A 15,755-nucleotide genomic window follows, 5' to 3' on the forward strand; every position below is an offset into this window, starting at 1 on the left:
CCTTGCTGACCGACGCCCCTCTCCTGCCCGATACCGGCGAACCGGGCTTCGGTCTTTACGTGCACTGGCCGTTCTGCGCGGCCAAGTGTCCCTATTGCGACTTCAACAGCCATGTGCGCCACCAGCCGGTCGATCAGGACCGTTTCGCCGCAGCCTTTCTCACGGAAATGGATGCGATGCGGGCCCTTTCCGGTCCGCGCACCGTCACCAGCATCTTCATGGGCGGCGGTACGCCCTCGTTGATGGAGCCGGCGACCGTGGAAGCGATCCTCGATGGCATTGCCGCGCGCTGGCACGTACCGGCCGGCATCGAGGTGACCATGGAGGCCAATCCCTCCAGCGTCGAGGCCGAGCGCTTTCGGGGCTACCGCGCCGCCGGCGTCAACCGTGTCTCGCTCGGCGTGCAGGCGCTGAACGACCGTGACCTGAAATTCCTCGGCCGCCTGCATGACGTCGCAGATGCACTGAAGGCGATCCGTCTTGCGCGCGAAATCTTTCCGCGCATGAGCTTCGACCTGATCTATGCCCGGCCGGGCCAGACGGTGGAGGCCTGGGAAGCGGAGCTTCGGGAGGCGGTGTCCTATGCCGTCGATCATCTCTCGCTCTACCAGCTGACCATCGAGGAGGGCACGCCCTTCTTCGGCCTGCACAAGGCCGGCAAGCTGGTGGTGCCGGATGGCGATCAGTCGGCGGCGCTCTATGAGGCGACGCAGGAGATCACCGCAGGCTTCGGCATGCCCGCCTACGAGGTCTCCAACCACGCAAAGCCCGGTGCCGAAAGCCGGCACAACCTGACCTACTGGCGCTACGGCGATTATGCCGGCATCGGCCCCGGGGCGCATGGCCGCCTGACGCGCGGCGGCATGAAGCTTGCGACAGCGACCGAACGCAAACCCGAGGCCTGGCTGGAACAGGTGGAAGCGACCGGCCACGGCATGGTCGACGAGGAGATGCTCGACCGCAGCGAACAGGCCGACGAGTTGCTGCTGATGGGGCTTCGCCTGCGCGAGGGCGTCGACCTGGTGCGCTGGCGGGAACTCTCCGGCCGCGATCTCGATCCGGCCCGTGAAGCCTTTTTACTGGAACACGGCTTTCTCGAACGGCTTGGCAATGCCAGAATTCGCTGCACGCCCTCAGGCATGCTGATCCTCGATGCCGTGGTGGCGGATCTCGCCAGCTGAAACCGGTCGGAGGCGCTCGCAAGGGAGGTTCGAAATGCCCGTGGATGATGCCTTTGCCCGCCACGACATGGCGATCCTCTATGACGCCTTCAACGCGCATGGTGAGGATGGCCCCTTCTACCTGTCGCTGGCGCAGGAACCCTGTCGCATCCTTGATGTCGGCTGCGGCACCGGCCTGATCACGCTGCCTCTTGCCGCGCGCGGCCATCGCATCACCGGCGTCGAGCCGGGAGCCGGCATGCTGGCCGTCGCAAAAGCCAAGCCGGGAGCCGAACGGGTCGACTGGATTGCCGCCACGGCCGCAGAGTTCAGGAGCGACGAACGCTTCGAGCTTGCCATCATGACCGCGCATGTGTTCCAGGTGTTTGCCGGTGACCAGGCAACGCTTGCCGCGCTGGCCAACATCCACCGGCACCTCGCCCCCGGCGGCCGGCTGGTGTTCGAAAGCCGCAATCCCCTCAGGCGGGCCTGGGAAAACTGGACGGCGGAGAAGACCCGCCAGACGGCGGCCATCGATGGCATCGGCTGCGTCGAGGTCTTTTACCAGTGGCGAAAGATCGATGGTGACCGCGTCATCTTCGATGCGGTCTTTACCCTGCAGGACACCGGCGAGCAGCGGAAAAGCGAAAGCACGCTGCGCTTTCCGCCACGCGAGACCATCGAGAGACTGGTGCGGCAGGCAGGCTTTTCCGGGGTCGACTGCTGCGGCTGGTGGGACGGCTCCCCTTATCGCGACGACAGCCCGGAAATCATCGTCACGGCCTGTGCCTGAAAGGTTCAGGAGGCGGCGCGGGGCGCCAGCAGCCGCCGCCACAGCCTTCCATCGATGGCCGCAAGGCCGATCCCGATCAGCACGAGGCCGACGAGATGGCGCAGCGCCAGCTGTTCGCCCAGCACCAGCGCGCTCAGCAGGATGGCGCTCGGCGGAATGAGAATGGTCACCAGCATCAGATTGGTGGCGCCGGCGGTCGCCAGGATGCGGAAGAACAGGATATAGGCCACCGCCGTGGAAAGCAGGGCCAGCGCAAGGAGAGCCGCCCATGTCTCGACACCGCCCACCGGCAGCGTCCACGGCCGCTCAACCACCAGCGTCACCGGCAGCAGCAGGATGGCCGAAGCGGTGACCTGCCCGGCCGCCGGCAGGATGGGCGCCAGACCCATGCGGCGGAAGCGCCGCCCGAAGATGCCGGCAAAGGCATAGGAGACGGCCGCCGCCAGGGCGGCGAGCTCCCCCCACAACGCCCCGCCCACATGGCCGAACACCGAGGGGCCGATCATCCAGACGACTCCGGCAATGCCGATCACCACGCCGGCCAGCCGGTTGACCGTCAGCTTTTCATCCGTCGTCAGAAAATGCGCGACGATGACGCCGAACAGCGGCGTCGTGGCGTTCAGAATGGCGGCCAGGCCGCTCGCAATATGGGTCTGGCCCCAGACGATCAGGGTGAAGGGCAGCACGTTGTTCAAAAGTCCCATGCCGAAGAAGGCGAGCCAGACATCGCGCCGACGCGGAACGGCAATGCCGGAGAAACGCACGAAGAGCCAGAGCGCCGCGGCGGCCAGCATCACCCGAGCCGTCACGATCGTTAGCGGCGGCCAGGTCTGCACCAGAATGCCGTTGAACAGGAAGGAGCCGCCCCACAAGAGCGACAAGCCCCCCAACATGCCCCACTCGGCAAGTCCCATTTCCTTGGTCGCCATCACGTTCTCCCCTTAGACTGCCGCCATGATGCAAGGTCGCCCGCCATCATGCCACCCGTTTCCTGCGCAATCCATGATCGAATAAAATTCGGCCTTCAGGCTCTCGCCATGCACCTTGACGGGCGTCCCGAATGGCCTGTTACATGGTCTTAATTCGGCCTTTCAGCCGGATCAAACGAGCAAATTTCGGTACATGATCGAGTTTTTCTAAAGCATGGCAGAACCGCTTCCCTCCCTCTCCTCCCTGCGGGCCTTCGAGGCGGCCGCGCGCCACCTCAGCATGACGCGGGCAGGCGAGGAACTGCATGTGACGGCAGGCGCCATCAGTCTGCAGGTGCGCGAGCTGGAAGCCAATCTGGGCCTTGCGCTCTTCGAGCGCCATCCGCGCCGCCTGGAACTGACGGCCGCCGGGCAGGACTATGCGACCTTGCTGCGCGCGGCCTTCCGCCTGATCCGCCAGGCCACGGATAGCGTGCGGGCTCATGCCCGTCCCGACATCGTGACGCTGAGCTGCACCACGGGCTTTGCGGTCCACTGGCTGATGCCGCGGCTGGAGGCCTTTCAGGCCGCGCATCCGGCCGTCGACCTTCGCTTCGGCACGACGGCGCGTCTCGTCGATTTCCGCACGGATGGCGTGGCGCTTGCCGTTCGCCATGGGCTCGGCGCCTATCCGGGCCTGATCTCGGAAAAGCTCGTCAAGGACGATCTCGTGGTGGTGGCAAGCCCTGAGCGGGCAGCACGCCTCGGCCCCGAGCCCGCGGCGCGACAACTCTCGGCAGAGACGCTGATCCATGATGCCGGCCGCAACGACTGGCGCCTCTGGCTGGAGGCGGAAGGCGCGCTGGACGTGGACTGGCGGCGCGGGCCGGTGATTGCCCCGGACAGCAATGGCGCGATCGAAACGGCTCGGGCAGGCCTCGGCTTCGCGCTGGTGCGGGAAAGCTTCGCGGCGGCCGATCTCGCCACGGGGCGGCTGGTGGCACCTTTCCGGCGCGGCATCGCCAGCCGCTTTGCCTATTACCTCGTCTATCCGCCGGACGCGCTGGACCGGTCCTCGGTGCGCATTGTCCGCGACTGGCTGCGCGCGGAAGCAGACCTCGCCTGATGCGAGAACGTAACGGTACCGGGACGAATGTTCGGGAAAGGGGGATTACGGCCGCCCGCGTTCAGGCAGCGGCGAAAACATGCAGCCAGGCTGTGGGCACGCCATCGTAACCGGAGCCTTCCGCCGCCTCGATCGCAAGGCTCTTCCAGCCCGCCCCGTAGGCCGCCCGCAAAAAGGCTTCGTCCGGATAGTTGAAATAGCGCCCGAAGCGGTCGATGCCTTCGGCCTGACCCGCCTTGTAGCTGGCGTAGAAAAGTCCGCCGGGCCTCATCGCCCGCCGGATGCGCGCGAGAATGCCGGGAAGGTCCGCCCGCGGCACATGCAGCAGGCAGGCATTGGCCCAGACACCCTCATAGGCCGCCACGGCCTCGATGGCATCGAAGGGCAGGACGGAGACGGGAATGCCGAGCCGCGCCGAGGCTTCCGCCGCCATTTCGGCAATGCCGTCCGTTGGATGGACGTCGAGCCCCTGCGAAAGCATCCAGGCGCTCTCTCGTCCGCTGCCGCAGCCGAGTTCCAGCACGCGCCCGCCGGCCGGAAGACGATCGGCGAAGCGTTGCAGGTTGGGTGAGGCCGGATAGACGCCGGTATCGGCGGCATAGGTTGCCGCCTGGTCGGCATAGAAGGTGGCAGTCGTCCCGGTTGTCTCGGTCATTCCGCCCCCTTCCCGCGATCCCTTAGCCCCGATCAGGCGTTGTTTTCGTTGATCAGGCGCTTCAGCAGCTCAATCTCGTGGCTGAGCTTGGTATCTCCCGAGATCAGTTCCTCGATCTTGCGCACGGCATGCAGCACCGTCGTATGGTCACGACCGCCGAACCGACGGCCGATTTCCGGGAAGGACCGTGGCGTCAGCGTCTTCGACAGATACATGGCGATCTGCCGCGGCTTGACGATGACGCGCGTGCGGCGGTTCGACACCAGTTCCTGGCGCGACACGTTGTAGTGACGGGCGACGATGCGCTGGATGTCCTCGATGCGCACCCGCTTGGCTTCGCCGGCACCGACCAGATGGGCCAGAAGCTCGTCGACACGCTCCAGCGACAGTTCCGGCTCGAAGGAGCGACGGAAGATCAGCTGGTTGAAGGCGCCTTCCAGCTCGCGGCCGGAATTGGCAACATTGCGCGCCACATGGCTCAGGATCTCGTCCGGAATGTCGAGCGCCGGGTCGTCCTGACGGGCGATCTCCAGGCGGCGCTTCAGCATTTCGAAACGCATTTCGTAATCCGGCACTTCCATTTCGATGGCAACGCCGCCCTGCAGGCGCGAACGCACGCGCGGATCGAGCGATTCCAGTTCCCAGGGGGCGCGGTCGGCGGCAACGACCACCTGCTTGGCGCTGTCCAGCAGCATGTTGAGCAGATGGCAGAACTCGTTCTGGATCATCTTGCCCTGCAGGAACTGCATGTCGTCGATGATCAGGAGATCGATGTTGCGCAGCGATTCCTTCAGCGTCAGCGCGTCATTGTCGCGGATGGCGGTGGCAAAACGCCACATGAAATACTCGGCCGTCAGATAGACGACGCGCGGCATGCGCGACGAGCCGACGGCGGCATTGGCAATGGCCTGCAACAGGTGCGTCTTGCCAAGGCCGACACCCGAATGGATGAACAGCGGATTGAAGCGCACGGCGCTCGCGCCGGCTTCGGCAATCGTCTTGGCGGCGGCCAGCGCCACGCGGTTGGACGGGCCTTCCACATAGGTGTCAAAGGTATAGCGGCTGTCGAGCGGCGAACCGAACAGCGGCCCGGCGGCAACGTTGCGCGGAGCCGACGACGGCTGGGCCGGCTGCGGCGCGCTCGGGAAGGCGGCAATCTGGCCGATCTCGCGCGGCTGGCTGGTGCGGCGGGGCGCCTGGGCGGGGGCTGTCTCTGCCACCGGCGCAGCACGCTCTTCCGTCACGGGACGGGCAGCGGCGCGGCTTGCGGTGCGAACGAGGATCTCCACCTTGAGGATCTCGGCATCTTCCGCCTGGAAGATGGTCGTGATGAGGTCCAGGTAACGGTTGTTGATCCAGGACTTGAGGAACGTCGTGGGAACGCTGAGGCGCACCACGCTCTTGGAGACGGAATGAAGCTTGAGGCGACCAAACCAGCTGGCATAGACCTCCGGACCTACTTGAGCCTTCAGACGTGCACTGAACCGCTCAAATAGAGCATCCTGCTTCATTTCGGATTTTTCCCCTGCCGTCTGGGAGCAAACTGAACCGAAAGTCTCAGACGCCTGGGTCCCACTCTCCAGCGCCCGGGCCGATACCGTATTCATCTGCATTCTTTGCCGCCTTCTCATGTTTCGTCCAACGGTCGGCCACGGGCCGTCCGCCAGGTAATTTTTTTCTCTTCTGTGCAGCCGATACGGTTCTCCTCGTCAGAACCGGGCACGGCTGCTTTTGTTTCTCCTCCCGCCTCCATGCGGGACTGCCGAACCGGACAGGCCGATCCGTCAGGTGGCGCTTCCCCATGCGCCTCTCAGGTTCGCCCCCTGTCAGGCGGCAGAACCTGCATTCACCCATCGCTCCTTTTCCGCCACGGCGCCCCCGCAAGCGGCACAAAGAGACTGGCCCGGAATCGCCACGATTACCGGCACACAACCTCAAGTTACGTGAAAGAACGGGAAGTCACCTTGACCCGTCGCAGGTGCTGGAAGGCGGATGAACCCGGTTTACGGTCTGTCATCTGCGGCTTCCTGGGAGTGTCCCGCGCCCCTTGCTGACGTTCATTAAGGCAGGATCGGGGGGTGAGATCAACGATGAATTTTACGCAAAATTAATGGCCGAGCGTTGACTCTGATGGCCCGATTTGACTCAAAAAGGGCCTCTGGAGAAGAATCTCAATCGAATCAAAGAGATTCAAAAATGCCACAGTCGAGCATGCTCTATGAAGGGGCGAAAATAAAAATTCGCTTGACTCGCAAGGCAGGGTGACCGGGCCGTCACAATCGGATGCCCCTCGGAACATCCTCCGCCAAACCCTTGAAAAACAATGGTTTTTTCTGTCACGCCAATGTCATTGGACGGTCAAAATACCCCGACCCCAAGTTATGACGGATGAGAATCACGAAAAGCCCGGTCATGGACCGGGCTTCAAATGTGACAGTCAATTGTGACGGGTTTTAGGCCGAAAGGGCCTTAACGCGCTGCGCGAGGCGGGACACCTTGCGGGACGCGGTGTTGCGGTGCAGAACGCCCTTGGTGGCGGCACGCTGGATTTCCGGCTGGGCGGCGCGGAGTGCTTCCGCAGCCTGTGCCACATCGCCGGATGCGATGGCTTCTTCGACCTTGCGGATGAAGGTGCGAACGCGCGAACGGCGCGCCTTGTTGATGTCGGTGCGGCGTGCGATCTTGCGGGTCGCCTTTTTCGCCGAAGTTGTATTGGCCATTTCTGCCTCTCTTCGAATTCGAACAAAAACTCCGCCGTCGCCGCGCCGGGTCCCTTGCGACCTGTCATCCAGCAATTCGGGAGCAATGGAGGAAGCCGTTCAATGGCTTTCCCAACTGTGGGCGGCGATATAGCTGGAATGCCGGTTCCAGTCAACGCGCATTTTGCAGCCTTTTGAGCCCGGCCTTGCCGCAAGACGCTGATTTGCGATTCATTTCTGGCAACTGGCGCAGTGGAAGGTGGAGCGGCCGGCCTGCGTGACGCGCGAGACCACGCCGCCACAGCCCGGCCGCGTGCAGGCCGCCCCCTCGCGGTCATAGACGGCGAAGGTGTGCTGGAAATAGCCGAGCGAGCCGTCCGTCTGGATATGGTCGCGCAGCGACGAACCGCCGGCCAGGATCGCATCGGCGATCACGGCGCGGATTGCCCCGGTGAGCGCCACCAGTTCTGCCGTCGGCCCGCCAGTGGCGGTAACGAGCGTTCCCGCCTTGCGCAACGGCGAAAGGCCGGCGCGCCACAGCGCCTCGCAGACATAGATGTTGCCGAGCCCGGCGATCACCGTCTGGTCGAGCAGCATGGTCTTCAGCGGCTGCACGCGATCGCGAAAGCGCCGCGCCAGATAATCGGCATCGAGACTGTTGCCGGTCGGCTCCGGCCCGAGCCCGGCAAAGGCCGGATAGAGATCGAGTTCGGCCCGCATCCACAGATGCATGAAGCCGAAACGGCGGGGGTCGTTGTAGACGACGCTGAGCCGCTCGCCGTCCCGCTCCAGATGGAAGAGCACATGGTCGTGCCTGTCGTCCTTCGAGCGCGGATGATGGAAGTCGCCCGGCATCTGCGCCTCGTCTGCCTGCAGGATGCGAAAGGAACCGGACATGCCGAGATGGGATATGACGCTCATGCCGTCATCGAGATCGATCAGCAGGTATTTTGCCCGGCGTCCGAGGCCGACGATGCGACGGCCGGAGACCCGTGCCGCAAAATCGTCCGGAAACGGAAAGCGAAGGTCAGCCCGCCGTGTCTCCAGCCGCGCGATCCGTGCATTCTCCATGGACGGCGCAAGGCCGCGCCGCACCGTTTCCACCTCTGGCAATTCCGGCATGAGTTCCTAAGTTCCTGTTTCCAACGGCCTGCACAGTCTCTATAGACCAGCGCCATAGTGCCGCAAGCGCGACAAGAGATAGTATCGCCCGATGGCTTTCGCTATGGTCGCGCCGCGCCAGGAACGAAACGAAGGATGACACGCCATGGCTGACAGCCGGACCTCTGCTGAAGGTGGAATGGAAACCTCCTACGGCTTTCGCGAGGTGGGCGAAGGCGAAAAGCAGGGCCTCGTCAACGAGGTCTTCCACAAGGTGGCCAAGCGCTACGACATCATGAACGACGTGATGTCGGCCGGCCTTCACCGGCTGTGGAAGGATGCGATGGTGGCCGCCCTCAACCCGCGCAAGGACCCCTCCTACAAGGTTCTGGACGTGGCCGGCGGCACCGGCGACATCGCGTTCCGCATCGTGGAGGCATCCGGCCGGCAGGCACATGCCACGGTTCTCGACATCAACGGCTCGATGCTTGGTGTCGGCGCCGAACGCGCCGCCAAGCGCAAGCTTTCCGACAACCTCACCTTCGTGGAGGCCAATGCCGAGGAACTGCCCTTCGAGGCCGGCAGCTTCGATGCCTATACGATCGCCTTCGGCATCCGCAACGTGCCGCGCATCGATGTGGCGCTGAAGGAAGCCTACCGCGTGCTGAAGCGCGGCGGCCGGCTGCTGGTGCTGGAATTCTCCGAGGTGGAAATGCCGCTCCTCGACCGCATCTATGACGAATGGTCCTTCAAGGCCATTCCGCAGTTTGGCAAGATGATCACCGGCGATGCTGAACCCTACCAGTATCTGGTGGAATCGATCCGCAAGTTCCCCAATCAGGAGGATTTCGCCCGGATGATCCGCGCGGCCGGTTTCTCGCGCGTGACCTATACGAATTATACCGGCGGCATCGCGGCGCTGCATTCGGGCTGGAAGCTCTGACACCGGCCATGGACGTGGCCGCGCACGGGGCAGAAGAGAAAGGCTGACGCCAGGATGAGGTTTTTCGCATGAGCACGATCGGTGCCTATTTCCGGCTGGCCCGCGTGGGCTGGGTGCTTGTGCGCGAGGGCGTCGTGGCTGCATTGCCGACGCAGGGGCTGCCGCCCGTCGTCGGCCTCGTCAAGTCGCTCGCCCAGATCTTCACCCGCCCCGCCTCGATCCAGGAGAGCCGCAGCGTCCGTCTGACCAATGCGGTGGACCGTCTCGGCCCCTCCTATGTGAAGATCGGCCAGTTCCTCGCGACACGACCGGATGTGGTCGGTGTGGACTGGGCGCTCGATCTCTCCATGCTGCAGGACCGCATGGCCTTCTTCCCGACGGATACGGCAAAGGCGGCGATCGAACTGTCGCTCGGCCGGTCCATCAGCGATCTCTATACCCGCTTCGACGAGCCGCTGGCGGCCGCCTCGATTGCCCAGGTGCATCCGGCCGCCGTTGCCCATGCCGATGGCGAGCGCAAGGTGGCGGTCAAGGTGGTGCGCCCGGGTGTGCGCCAGCGCTTCGCCCATGACATCGAGAGCATGTATCTGATGTCGCGCATGCAGGAGCGCCTGCTGCCCTCCACGCGGCGCCTGAGGCCGGTCGAAGTCACCCGCACGCTGGAGCAGACCACCAAGCTGGAAATGGACCTGCGCCTTGAGGCAGCGGCGCTCTCCGAGATCGGCGAGAACACCAAGAACGACCCCGGCTTCCGGGTGCCCCAGGTGGACTGGGAGCGCACCGGCCGCGATGTGATCACCATGGAGTGGATCGACGGCATCAAGATGTCGAACATCGAGGGCCTGCGCGCGGCCGGCTACGATCTCGAAAAGCTCGCGGAAACACTGATCCAGTCCTTCCTGCGCCATACGCTGCGCGACGGGTTTTTCCATGCCGACATGCATCCCGGCAACCTGTTCGTCGATCCGGACGGCATCATCGTCGCCGTCGACATGGGCATTGTCGGCCGGCTCGGCAAGAAGGAACGCCGCTTCCTCGCCGAAATCCTCTACGGCTTCATCACCCGCGATTATCGCCGGGTGGCGGAGGTGCATTTCGAGGCCGGCTACGTGCCCTCCCACCACGATGTGGCCAGCTTTGCCCAGGCGATCCGCGCCATCGGCGAGCCGATCCATGGCCAGCCGGCGGAAACCATTTCCATGGCCCGCCTGCTGGCGCTGCTTTTCGAGGTGACGGACCTCTTCGAAATGCAGACACGGCCGGAACTGATCCTCCTGCAGAAGACCATGGTGGTGGTCGAGGGCGTTGCCCGCATGCTCGATCCGCGCTTCAACATGTGGCGCGCGGCAGAGCCGGTCGTCAGCGGCTGGATCCGCGACAATCTCGGCCCCAAACGCATTGTAACGGATCTGCGCGACGGCCTGAAGGCGGCCGTGAAACTTGCGGAAGCTGCCCCGGAAATCGCCGCCAAGACGGAAAAATTCCACCAGCAGCTGCTGCACATGACCGAACACGGCGTGCGCTTCGACGGCGAGACGGCCGAAGCCATCGGCAAGGCGGAGGCAAAACACAGCCGCTGGGGCCGTGCGGCACTCTGGGTGATTGCTGCCACCCTGATCTACATCGCCGTTCAGGTGAGCTGATCGGCAGGCACAAACCCTGCCAGGAAAGCGCCGATGCTCGCGCGATCCGGCAGCCGCTGCTTGTGGCCCGTAAAACCATCGTAGAGATCCAGATAGGCCTGATAGCAGCTGGAACCTCCGCGGGTCCGATAGGTCGCAACCCACTCCAGCAGCTCGGCAAAGGATTCCTCCCTTGCGCCGCCCTGGTTGCCGCGGGTCCGGATATTGGCGAGGCATTCTTCCTCCGGCACGTCCAGCCAGACCAGGAGGTCGGTACGCGGCAGGAGGACTTTCGCCAGCCAGCCATAGACGCCTTCCATCAGCCAGTGGTCGGCTTCCGAAAGCCGCCTCGTATCCTCGATCACGGTCGCATTGTCCCGCGCGACGCCGTATTGCCCCGGCTGCCAGCGGATGTCGTCCAGGTGGGTGACCGGAAGGCCAAGCCTCTCGCCCATCGCCTGCGACAGCCAGGTCTTGCCCGCGCCGCCATTGCCGATGATGAGGATGCGTTGCAATCGCTGTTCGGAAGCCATGTGATCTCCGTCTGTTATCGCGCGCATTTACCGTGTTCAGCGATAGATTTGCCAGAGAGGTCTGAGAGCCTTCATTCCGCCCCCATTTTTATGATTTGTTAAATATGACTTCATGAGGAGAGTGTGAATGGCGCTGGGCGCTTCGCATCGGCTGCACGACGGGGTAGCCGCCGTCGAAACCATGACGCGCTTTGCGCTGGCCGTTCTGGCGCTCGCCTCCGGCGTCTACACGTATCTGGGGGTGCGCAGCATCCTCGACGGCTCGCCGACTGCCGTCTTCTTTGCCGCCATCATCTATTCCGGTTCCGTCTCGGTCGCGATCTACGCCTTTTGGTCCTACATGGCGCGGTTTTTCCCGCATGTGACGGGTCCGTCCGCCCGCGGCGCGATGATCGGCGTCATGGCGCTCGGCTGCGCCATGATCATTGCCATGTCGAGCTGGTTGAACGCGGCAGCGCTTGCCGGCTCGGCGGCGCTTGAACAGCATCTGGCCGAAACCGTGGAAGGCTACACCGCCGATCTCGACCAGGCGCACCAGAATGCGCTCGCCGCGCAGAGCCTGCTTCCCGATATCCAGCGCGCCTCCGAGCGGTTTGCGCAGCTGGCGGACGCAGAGCGCCAGTCCGGCGCGTTGACGGGCACCACGGGTGCCGGCAGCGTCGTGCAGCTGCTCAGCCAGATGTCTGCCCAGCTGAAGGAGCTCGAGGCCGGCATCGTCGCCTCGCGTGAGCAGGTGGCGACCCTGTTCGGCCAGGGGCAGAAGCGGCTGGAAACCATGCGCACGCTCGTCTCGGCGCCAGGCGCCGTTGCCCCACGCGCCGACCAGTTCTCCTCCGAAGTGGTGGCGCTGACCGGCGTGATCACCTCGCTCAATCAGACCTCGATTGCGCCGTCCATCCGCCGTGCTGCAGATGATCTGTCGCTCGGTTTCATTGCACCGGTTGCCGATGGCCGGCAGGCGGACCTTGCTAATCGCCAGGACCAGGTGATGGAGACGATCCGCACCTCGGTCGCCGCCCAGTCGAAGGTGCTGGCCCAGGCCGCCGACGATATCCTCAACCGTCCGCCGGTCGCGGAACGCCGTTTCGTGCCGCTCTCCTCGGCCGAAGCCGTGCTGCGTTACGCCAGCGATTTCATTCCTGCCTGGGCAGGCGCCATTTCCATCGACCTTTTGCCCGCCGTGCTCGTCTTCATCCTGGCGACCGTACATGGCGCGATCCGCCGGCAGGAAAGCCGCATGCCCTTTGCAGAACGGATTACCGCCGCCGAGCTTCTGGAGGCGCTCGAGGTGCAGCGGGCGCTGAGCGCGCGGGGCGTCGATCTGCACGAGGCCGTTCGCCAGGTGGAGGAACGACAGGCCGAGCCAGCCGGGAGGCCGGAGCATATCGCGCCCGAGAGCGAGGACGAAGGCAAGGTGACCAGCCTTGAGATCGGCAAACTGCCGCGCAAGGGGCCGGGCGCATGAACCCTGCCGCAGCCGCCTCGAAAGCCTGGCAGGCCTTTGCCCGCGCCGATGACAGCGTCATCATGCGCGGCGCCTTTTATGGCCTGTTGGCAACGGCTGCCCTGTTCGTCGTGATCGACATTCGGGAATTGTCCATGGAGGCGGCCTTGCCGGGCCATGATCCGCTGCAGACGGACCAGCCGGTGCTGCCGCCGGCGCTGACCGATGGCAAGCCGCACGCGCCCCCCGTCGAGCCGACGACACCCGCCGAACGCCTGCGCCAGCCGATCCGCTTCGAGCTACAACCGGGCGGGATCCTTCTGGCGGAAGGCGCTATCGATCCCGGTGCGGCGGAACGCTTCCGGCAGGAAATCGAGGCCCGCGGCGAATATGTGAAAACGGTTTCGCTGAACTCGCCGGGCGGCGCGGTGGATGACGCGATCACGATCTCTTCCCTCATCCGCGAGAAGAAGCTGACAACCCGCGTAGCGACTGGGGCGCTCTGTGCCTCGTCCTGTCCGATCGTCATGGCGGGCGGGGTGACACGCGAGACGGAGAAGGACGCCGTCATCGGCGTCCACCAGGTTTTCAACGGCAACCGGGAGAGGCCTTCGCCGGAAGAGGCCATGTCGAGCGCCCAGGCGACGACGGCGCGTGTTGCCCGCCACCTGCAGGAGATGGGGATCGGCGCGGGCCTCTGGTTCCACGCGCTGGAAACGCCGCCCGACCGGCTCTATTACCTGACGGAGGCGGAGTTGAAGGAGTTCAAACTCGTCAGCCCCGTGACCCCGCCGCAGCCGGTGGCCCGCAAGAAATAGGCCTTACCCCTTGATCTCACGTTCGCAGAAGACGATGCGGTTACTGAACGGGTCCGTCACCGTCATGTCCAACCCCCATGGCATCTGCTGAAGTGCCGGCCGCGTGAAACGGCAGCCTCTTTCCGCCAGTTCGCGGTGGAAAGCCTGCACTCCGGACACCGGCACGAAAACCTTGGCGCCCGGCGAGGCATCGCCTGCATGTTCGCTGAGATGCAGCATCATGCCGCTGCGCGACACCTGCATATAGACCGGAAAATCCGGCCCGTGGCGGTATTCCCAGTCCAGGCGGAACCCCAAAAAGTCGCGGTAGAATTCCAGTGCCATGTCGACGGCAAAGATGCGGATGACGGGAATGCCGGGCTGCAGCAGCACAGGCTCCGGTTTGGTCTCTGCCACCTCGGCGATTTTGGCAGACAGGACATTCCAGTCGTCGTAACCGAACTGGCCCGCCACCAGTTCAAGCGCCCGCGAATGGCTGATGGAAAGGCCCTGCTCCTCAAGCCCGGCCCGCAGGGCCTTGGCCATGGTCTTGGCGTCACGAAAGTCGCGCATGCCGTTTTCTCCCCGGACGAACGCCGTCATCAGTGCCCGTATTGCTGATCCGTTCGTCGCTCGGAAGACGCATGCTCGATGCGTGAGGCGAAGGTTTCGTGGACGCGTTCACCAAACACTCGGAAGAGTGCCACGGGCGGCAGGCCGCGTCCGGCCCGGGCCAGACTGTAGCCTCGCGAGGCCCTTAATGCAACGCGATGGCAAAGGTCGGTTTCTTGCACGCGGCCCGTTAAACACCGCTTGCAGTTTCTGCCCTTTTCGGTTCAACTGCGCAGCATCAGGAAAAATTTGAGGCTTCAACAAAGAAGCCCGGGAACAGCTGAACCGAACAACGGAGCCAGTGATACCATGCGCCTTTCTCGTCATTTCATCAGCCTTGCCTTTGCCGCAACCGCCGCCATCCTCTCCAGTTCCGCCGCGCTCGCCGAGACCACCCTCAACATGGCCAACTGGCTGCCGCCGACCCATCCGCTCGTCACCGACGTGATGAAGCCCTATGCGGAGGCGGTGAAGAAGGCGACCGAAGGCCGCGTGACGATCAACATCATGCAGGCGCCGCTCGGGCCGCCGGCCGCGCATTTCGACTTCGCGGTCAATGGTGTGGCTGATATCACCTATGGCGTTCAGGGCTACAATCCGGGCCGCTTCAAGACCACGAACATCGCAGAAATCCCCTTCCTCGGCGATACGGCGGAATCGGTCTCGGTCGGTTACTGGCGTGTCTTCGACAAGGACCTGCGCAAGGCCGGCGAATATGACAAGGTGCATGTTCTGGGCGTCTTCACCCACGGCCCCGGCCAGATCTTCATGAAGGGCCGCGATGTCACCGGCGCCGAACCGGTGAAGGGCGCCAAGCTGCGCGTTGGCGGCGGCATCGTGGCCGATCTCGTCAAGGCGATGGGCGGCGTGCCGGTGGAAGGCCCTTCCTCCAAGACCTATGAAATCCTCTCGAGCGGCGTCGCGGACGGCATCACCTTCCCGTTCGAATCCGTCGCCTTCTTCAAGCTGATCCCGATGCTGGATACCGCGCTCGTGGTGCCGGGCGGCCTCTACAACACCTCCTTCTACGTGGTGATGAACGAGGCGAAGTGGAAAGCGCTGTCCGACGCCGACAAAAAGGCGATCGACAGTGTGTCCGGCGAAGCCCTGGCACGGCTTGCCGGAAAGGCCTGGGACAAGGCCGACGGCGCCGGCAAGGCGGCGATGGACGGCAAGATCAAGCTGGTCTCCGCAACGCCGGACCAGGTGAAGGCGATCGAGACCGCCCTGAAGCCGATCGTTGATGCCAAGCTGGCCGAGACCGCCTCGACGGGCGTCGACGTACAGGCCGCGCTCTCCTTCATGAAGGGCGAGATCGCCAAGGCAGCCAAGGGCCAATGAGCGGTGCGGCAAAGCCCTCCG

15 protein-coding genes are annotated in these 15,755 nt (G+C 64.3%); 8 read left to right on the plus strand and 7 right to left on the minus strand.

Going from position 1 to position 15,755, the window contains the following annotated elements; all coding sequences use genetic code 11:
- Window positions 1-2: 2 nt before the first annotated feature.
- Both hemW and KLP42_RS19795 read left to right on the plus strand, forming a co-directional pair.
- Window positions 3-1,181 carry a radical SAM family heme chaperone HemW gene (hemW, locus tag KLP42_RS19790; protein WP_502941323.1) on the plus strand — a complete coding sequence of 393 codons (1,179 nt, stop codon included), beginning with the start codon at window positions 3-5 and terminating at the stop codon, window positions 1,179-1,181.
- A gap of 34 nt (window positions 1,182-1,215) precedes the next feature.
- Window positions 1,216-1,953, plus strand: a complete 738-nt coding sequence (locus tag KLP42_RS19795) for a class I SAM-dependent methyltransferase (protein ID WP_215568677.1) — start codon at window positions 1,216-1,218, stop codon at window positions 1,951-1,953.
- Between the two features lie 5 nt (window positions 1,954-1,958).
- Here the strand turns inward: KLP42_RS19795 and KLP42_RS19800 are convergent, their stop codons facing one another.
- The gene (locus KLP42_RS19800; protein ID WP_215568678.1) at window positions 1,959-2,882 is read right to left on the minus strand and encodes a DMT family transporter; all 924 of its coding nucleotides are present in this window, start codon (window positions 2,880-2,882) and stop codon (window positions 1,959-1,961) included.
- A gap of 214 nt (window positions 2,883-3,096) precedes the next feature.
- Here KLP42_RS19800 and gcvA point away from each other — a divergent pair, with 214 nt between their 5' ends.
- Window positions 3,097-3,987 (plus strand): transcriptional regulator GcvA, encoded by an 891-nt coding sequence (gene gcvA, locus KLP42_RS19805; RefSeq protein WP_215568679.1) that lies wholly within the window; start codon window positions 3,097-3,099, stop codon window positions 3,985-3,987.
- A gap of 61 nt (window positions 3,988-4,048) precedes the next feature.
- Here gcvA and KLP42_RS19810 read toward each other — a convergent pair whose 3' ends face one another.
- The 4 genes from KLP42_RS19810 to mutM all read right to left on the minus strand — a co-directional run bounded on the left by KLP42_RS19810 (window position 4,049) and on the right by mutM (window position 8,463).
- Window positions 4,049-4,642 (minus strand): class I SAM-dependent methyltransferase, encoded by a 594-nt coding sequence (locus KLP42_RS19810; protein ID WP_215568680.1) that lies wholly within the window; start codon window positions 4,640-4,642, stop codon window positions 4,049-4,051.
- Between the two features lie 32 nt (window positions 4,643-4,674).
- Window positions 4,675-6,255 carry a chromosomal replication initiator protein DnaA gene (gene dnaA / locus KLP42_RS19815; RefSeq protein ID WP_215568681.1) on the minus strand — a complete coding sequence of 527 codons (1,581 nt, stop codon included), beginning with the start codon at window positions 6,253-6,255 and terminating at the stop codon, window positions 4,675-4,677.
- An 840-nt stretch (window positions 6,256-7,095) separates the two neighbouring features.
- A complete protein-coding gene (rpsT, locus tag KLP42_RS19820; protein ID WP_143125823.1) occupies window positions 7,096-7,362 on the minus strand; it encodes a 30S ribosomal protein S20 in 267 nt (88 codons plus the stop codon).
- Window positions 7,363-7,572: 210 nt separating this feature from the next.
- A complete protein-coding gene (mutM, locus tag KLP42_RS19825) occupies window positions 7,573-8,463 on the minus strand; it encodes a bifunctional DNA-formamidopyrimidine glycosylase/DNA-(apurinic or apyrimidinic site) lyase (protein WP_215568682.1) in 891 nt (296 codons plus the stop codon).
- A gap of 145 nt (window positions 8,464-8,608) precedes the next feature.
- On the opposite strand from mutM, the gene ubiE reads away from it, so the two are divergent.
- Window positions 8,609-9,385 (plus strand): bifunctional demethylmenaquinone methyltransferase/2-methoxy-6-polyprenyl-1,4-benzoquinol methylase UbiE, encoded by a 777-nt coding sequence (gene ubiE / locus KLP42_RS19830; protein WP_215568683.1) that lies wholly within the window; start codon window positions 8,609-8,611, stop codon window positions 9,383-9,385.
- Between the two features lie 68 nt (window positions 9,386-9,453).
- Complete coding sequence (ubiB, locus tag KLP42_RS19835; protein WP_215568684.1) at window positions 9,454-11,028, plus strand: 2-polyprenylphenol 6-hydroxylase; 1,575 nt, start codon at window positions 9,454-9,456, stop codon at window positions 11,026-11,028.
- Here the strand turns inward: ubiB and KLP42_RS19840 are convergent.
- Window positions 11,016-11,540, minus strand: coding sequence for a P-loop NTPase family protein (locus KLP42_RS19840; RefSeq protein WP_252193112.1), 525 nt, complete (start codon window positions 11,538-11,540; stop codon window positions 11,016-11,018). The two genes, ubiB and KLP42_RS19840, sit on opposite strands and share 13 nt — an antisense overlap.
- A gap of 127 nt (window positions 11,541-11,667) precedes the next feature.
- Between KLP42_RS19840 and KLP42_RS19845 the strand changes: the two genes are divergently transcribed.
- Window positions 11,668-13,005: a hypothetical protein gene (locus tag KLP42_RS19845; RefSeq protein ID WP_215568685.1), complete on the plus strand. Its 1,338-nt coding sequence runs from the start codon at window positions 11,668-11,670 to the stop codon at window positions 13,003-13,005.
- Window positions 13,002-13,802: a COG3904 family protein gene (locus KLP42_RS19850; protein ID WP_215568686.1), complete on the plus strand. Its 801-nt coding sequence runs from the start codon at window positions 13,002-13,004 to the stop codon at window positions 13,800-13,802. Before KLP42_RS19845 ends, KLP42_RS19850 begins: the two co-directional genes overlap by 4 nt.
- 3 nt (window positions 13,803-13,805) lie before the next feature.
- Here KLP42_RS19850 and KLP42_RS19855 read toward each other — a convergent pair whose 3' ends face one another.
- Window positions 13,806-14,354 (minus strand): glyoxalase superfamily protein, encoded by a 549-nt coding sequence (locus KLP42_RS19855; RefSeq protein ID WP_215568687.1) that lies wholly within the window; start codon window positions 14,352-14,354, stop codon window positions 13,806-13,808.
- A gap of 348 nt (window positions 14,355-14,702) precedes the next feature.
- Between KLP42_RS19855 and KLP42_RS19860 the strand changes: the two genes are divergently transcribed.
- Window positions 14,703-15,734, plus strand: a complete 1,032-nt coding sequence (locus KLP42_RS19860) for a TRAP transporter substrate-binding protein (RefSeq protein WP_215568688.1) — start codon at window positions 14,703-14,705, stop codon at window positions 15,732-15,734.
- Window positions 15,735-15,755: the final 21 nt, after the last annotated feature.

Origin of the sequence: Rhizobium sp. CSW-27 (assembly GCF_018760785.1) — a bacterium.
Lineage (GTDB): Bacteria > Pseudomonadota > Alphaproteobacteria > Rhizobiales > Rhizobiaceae > Neorhizobium.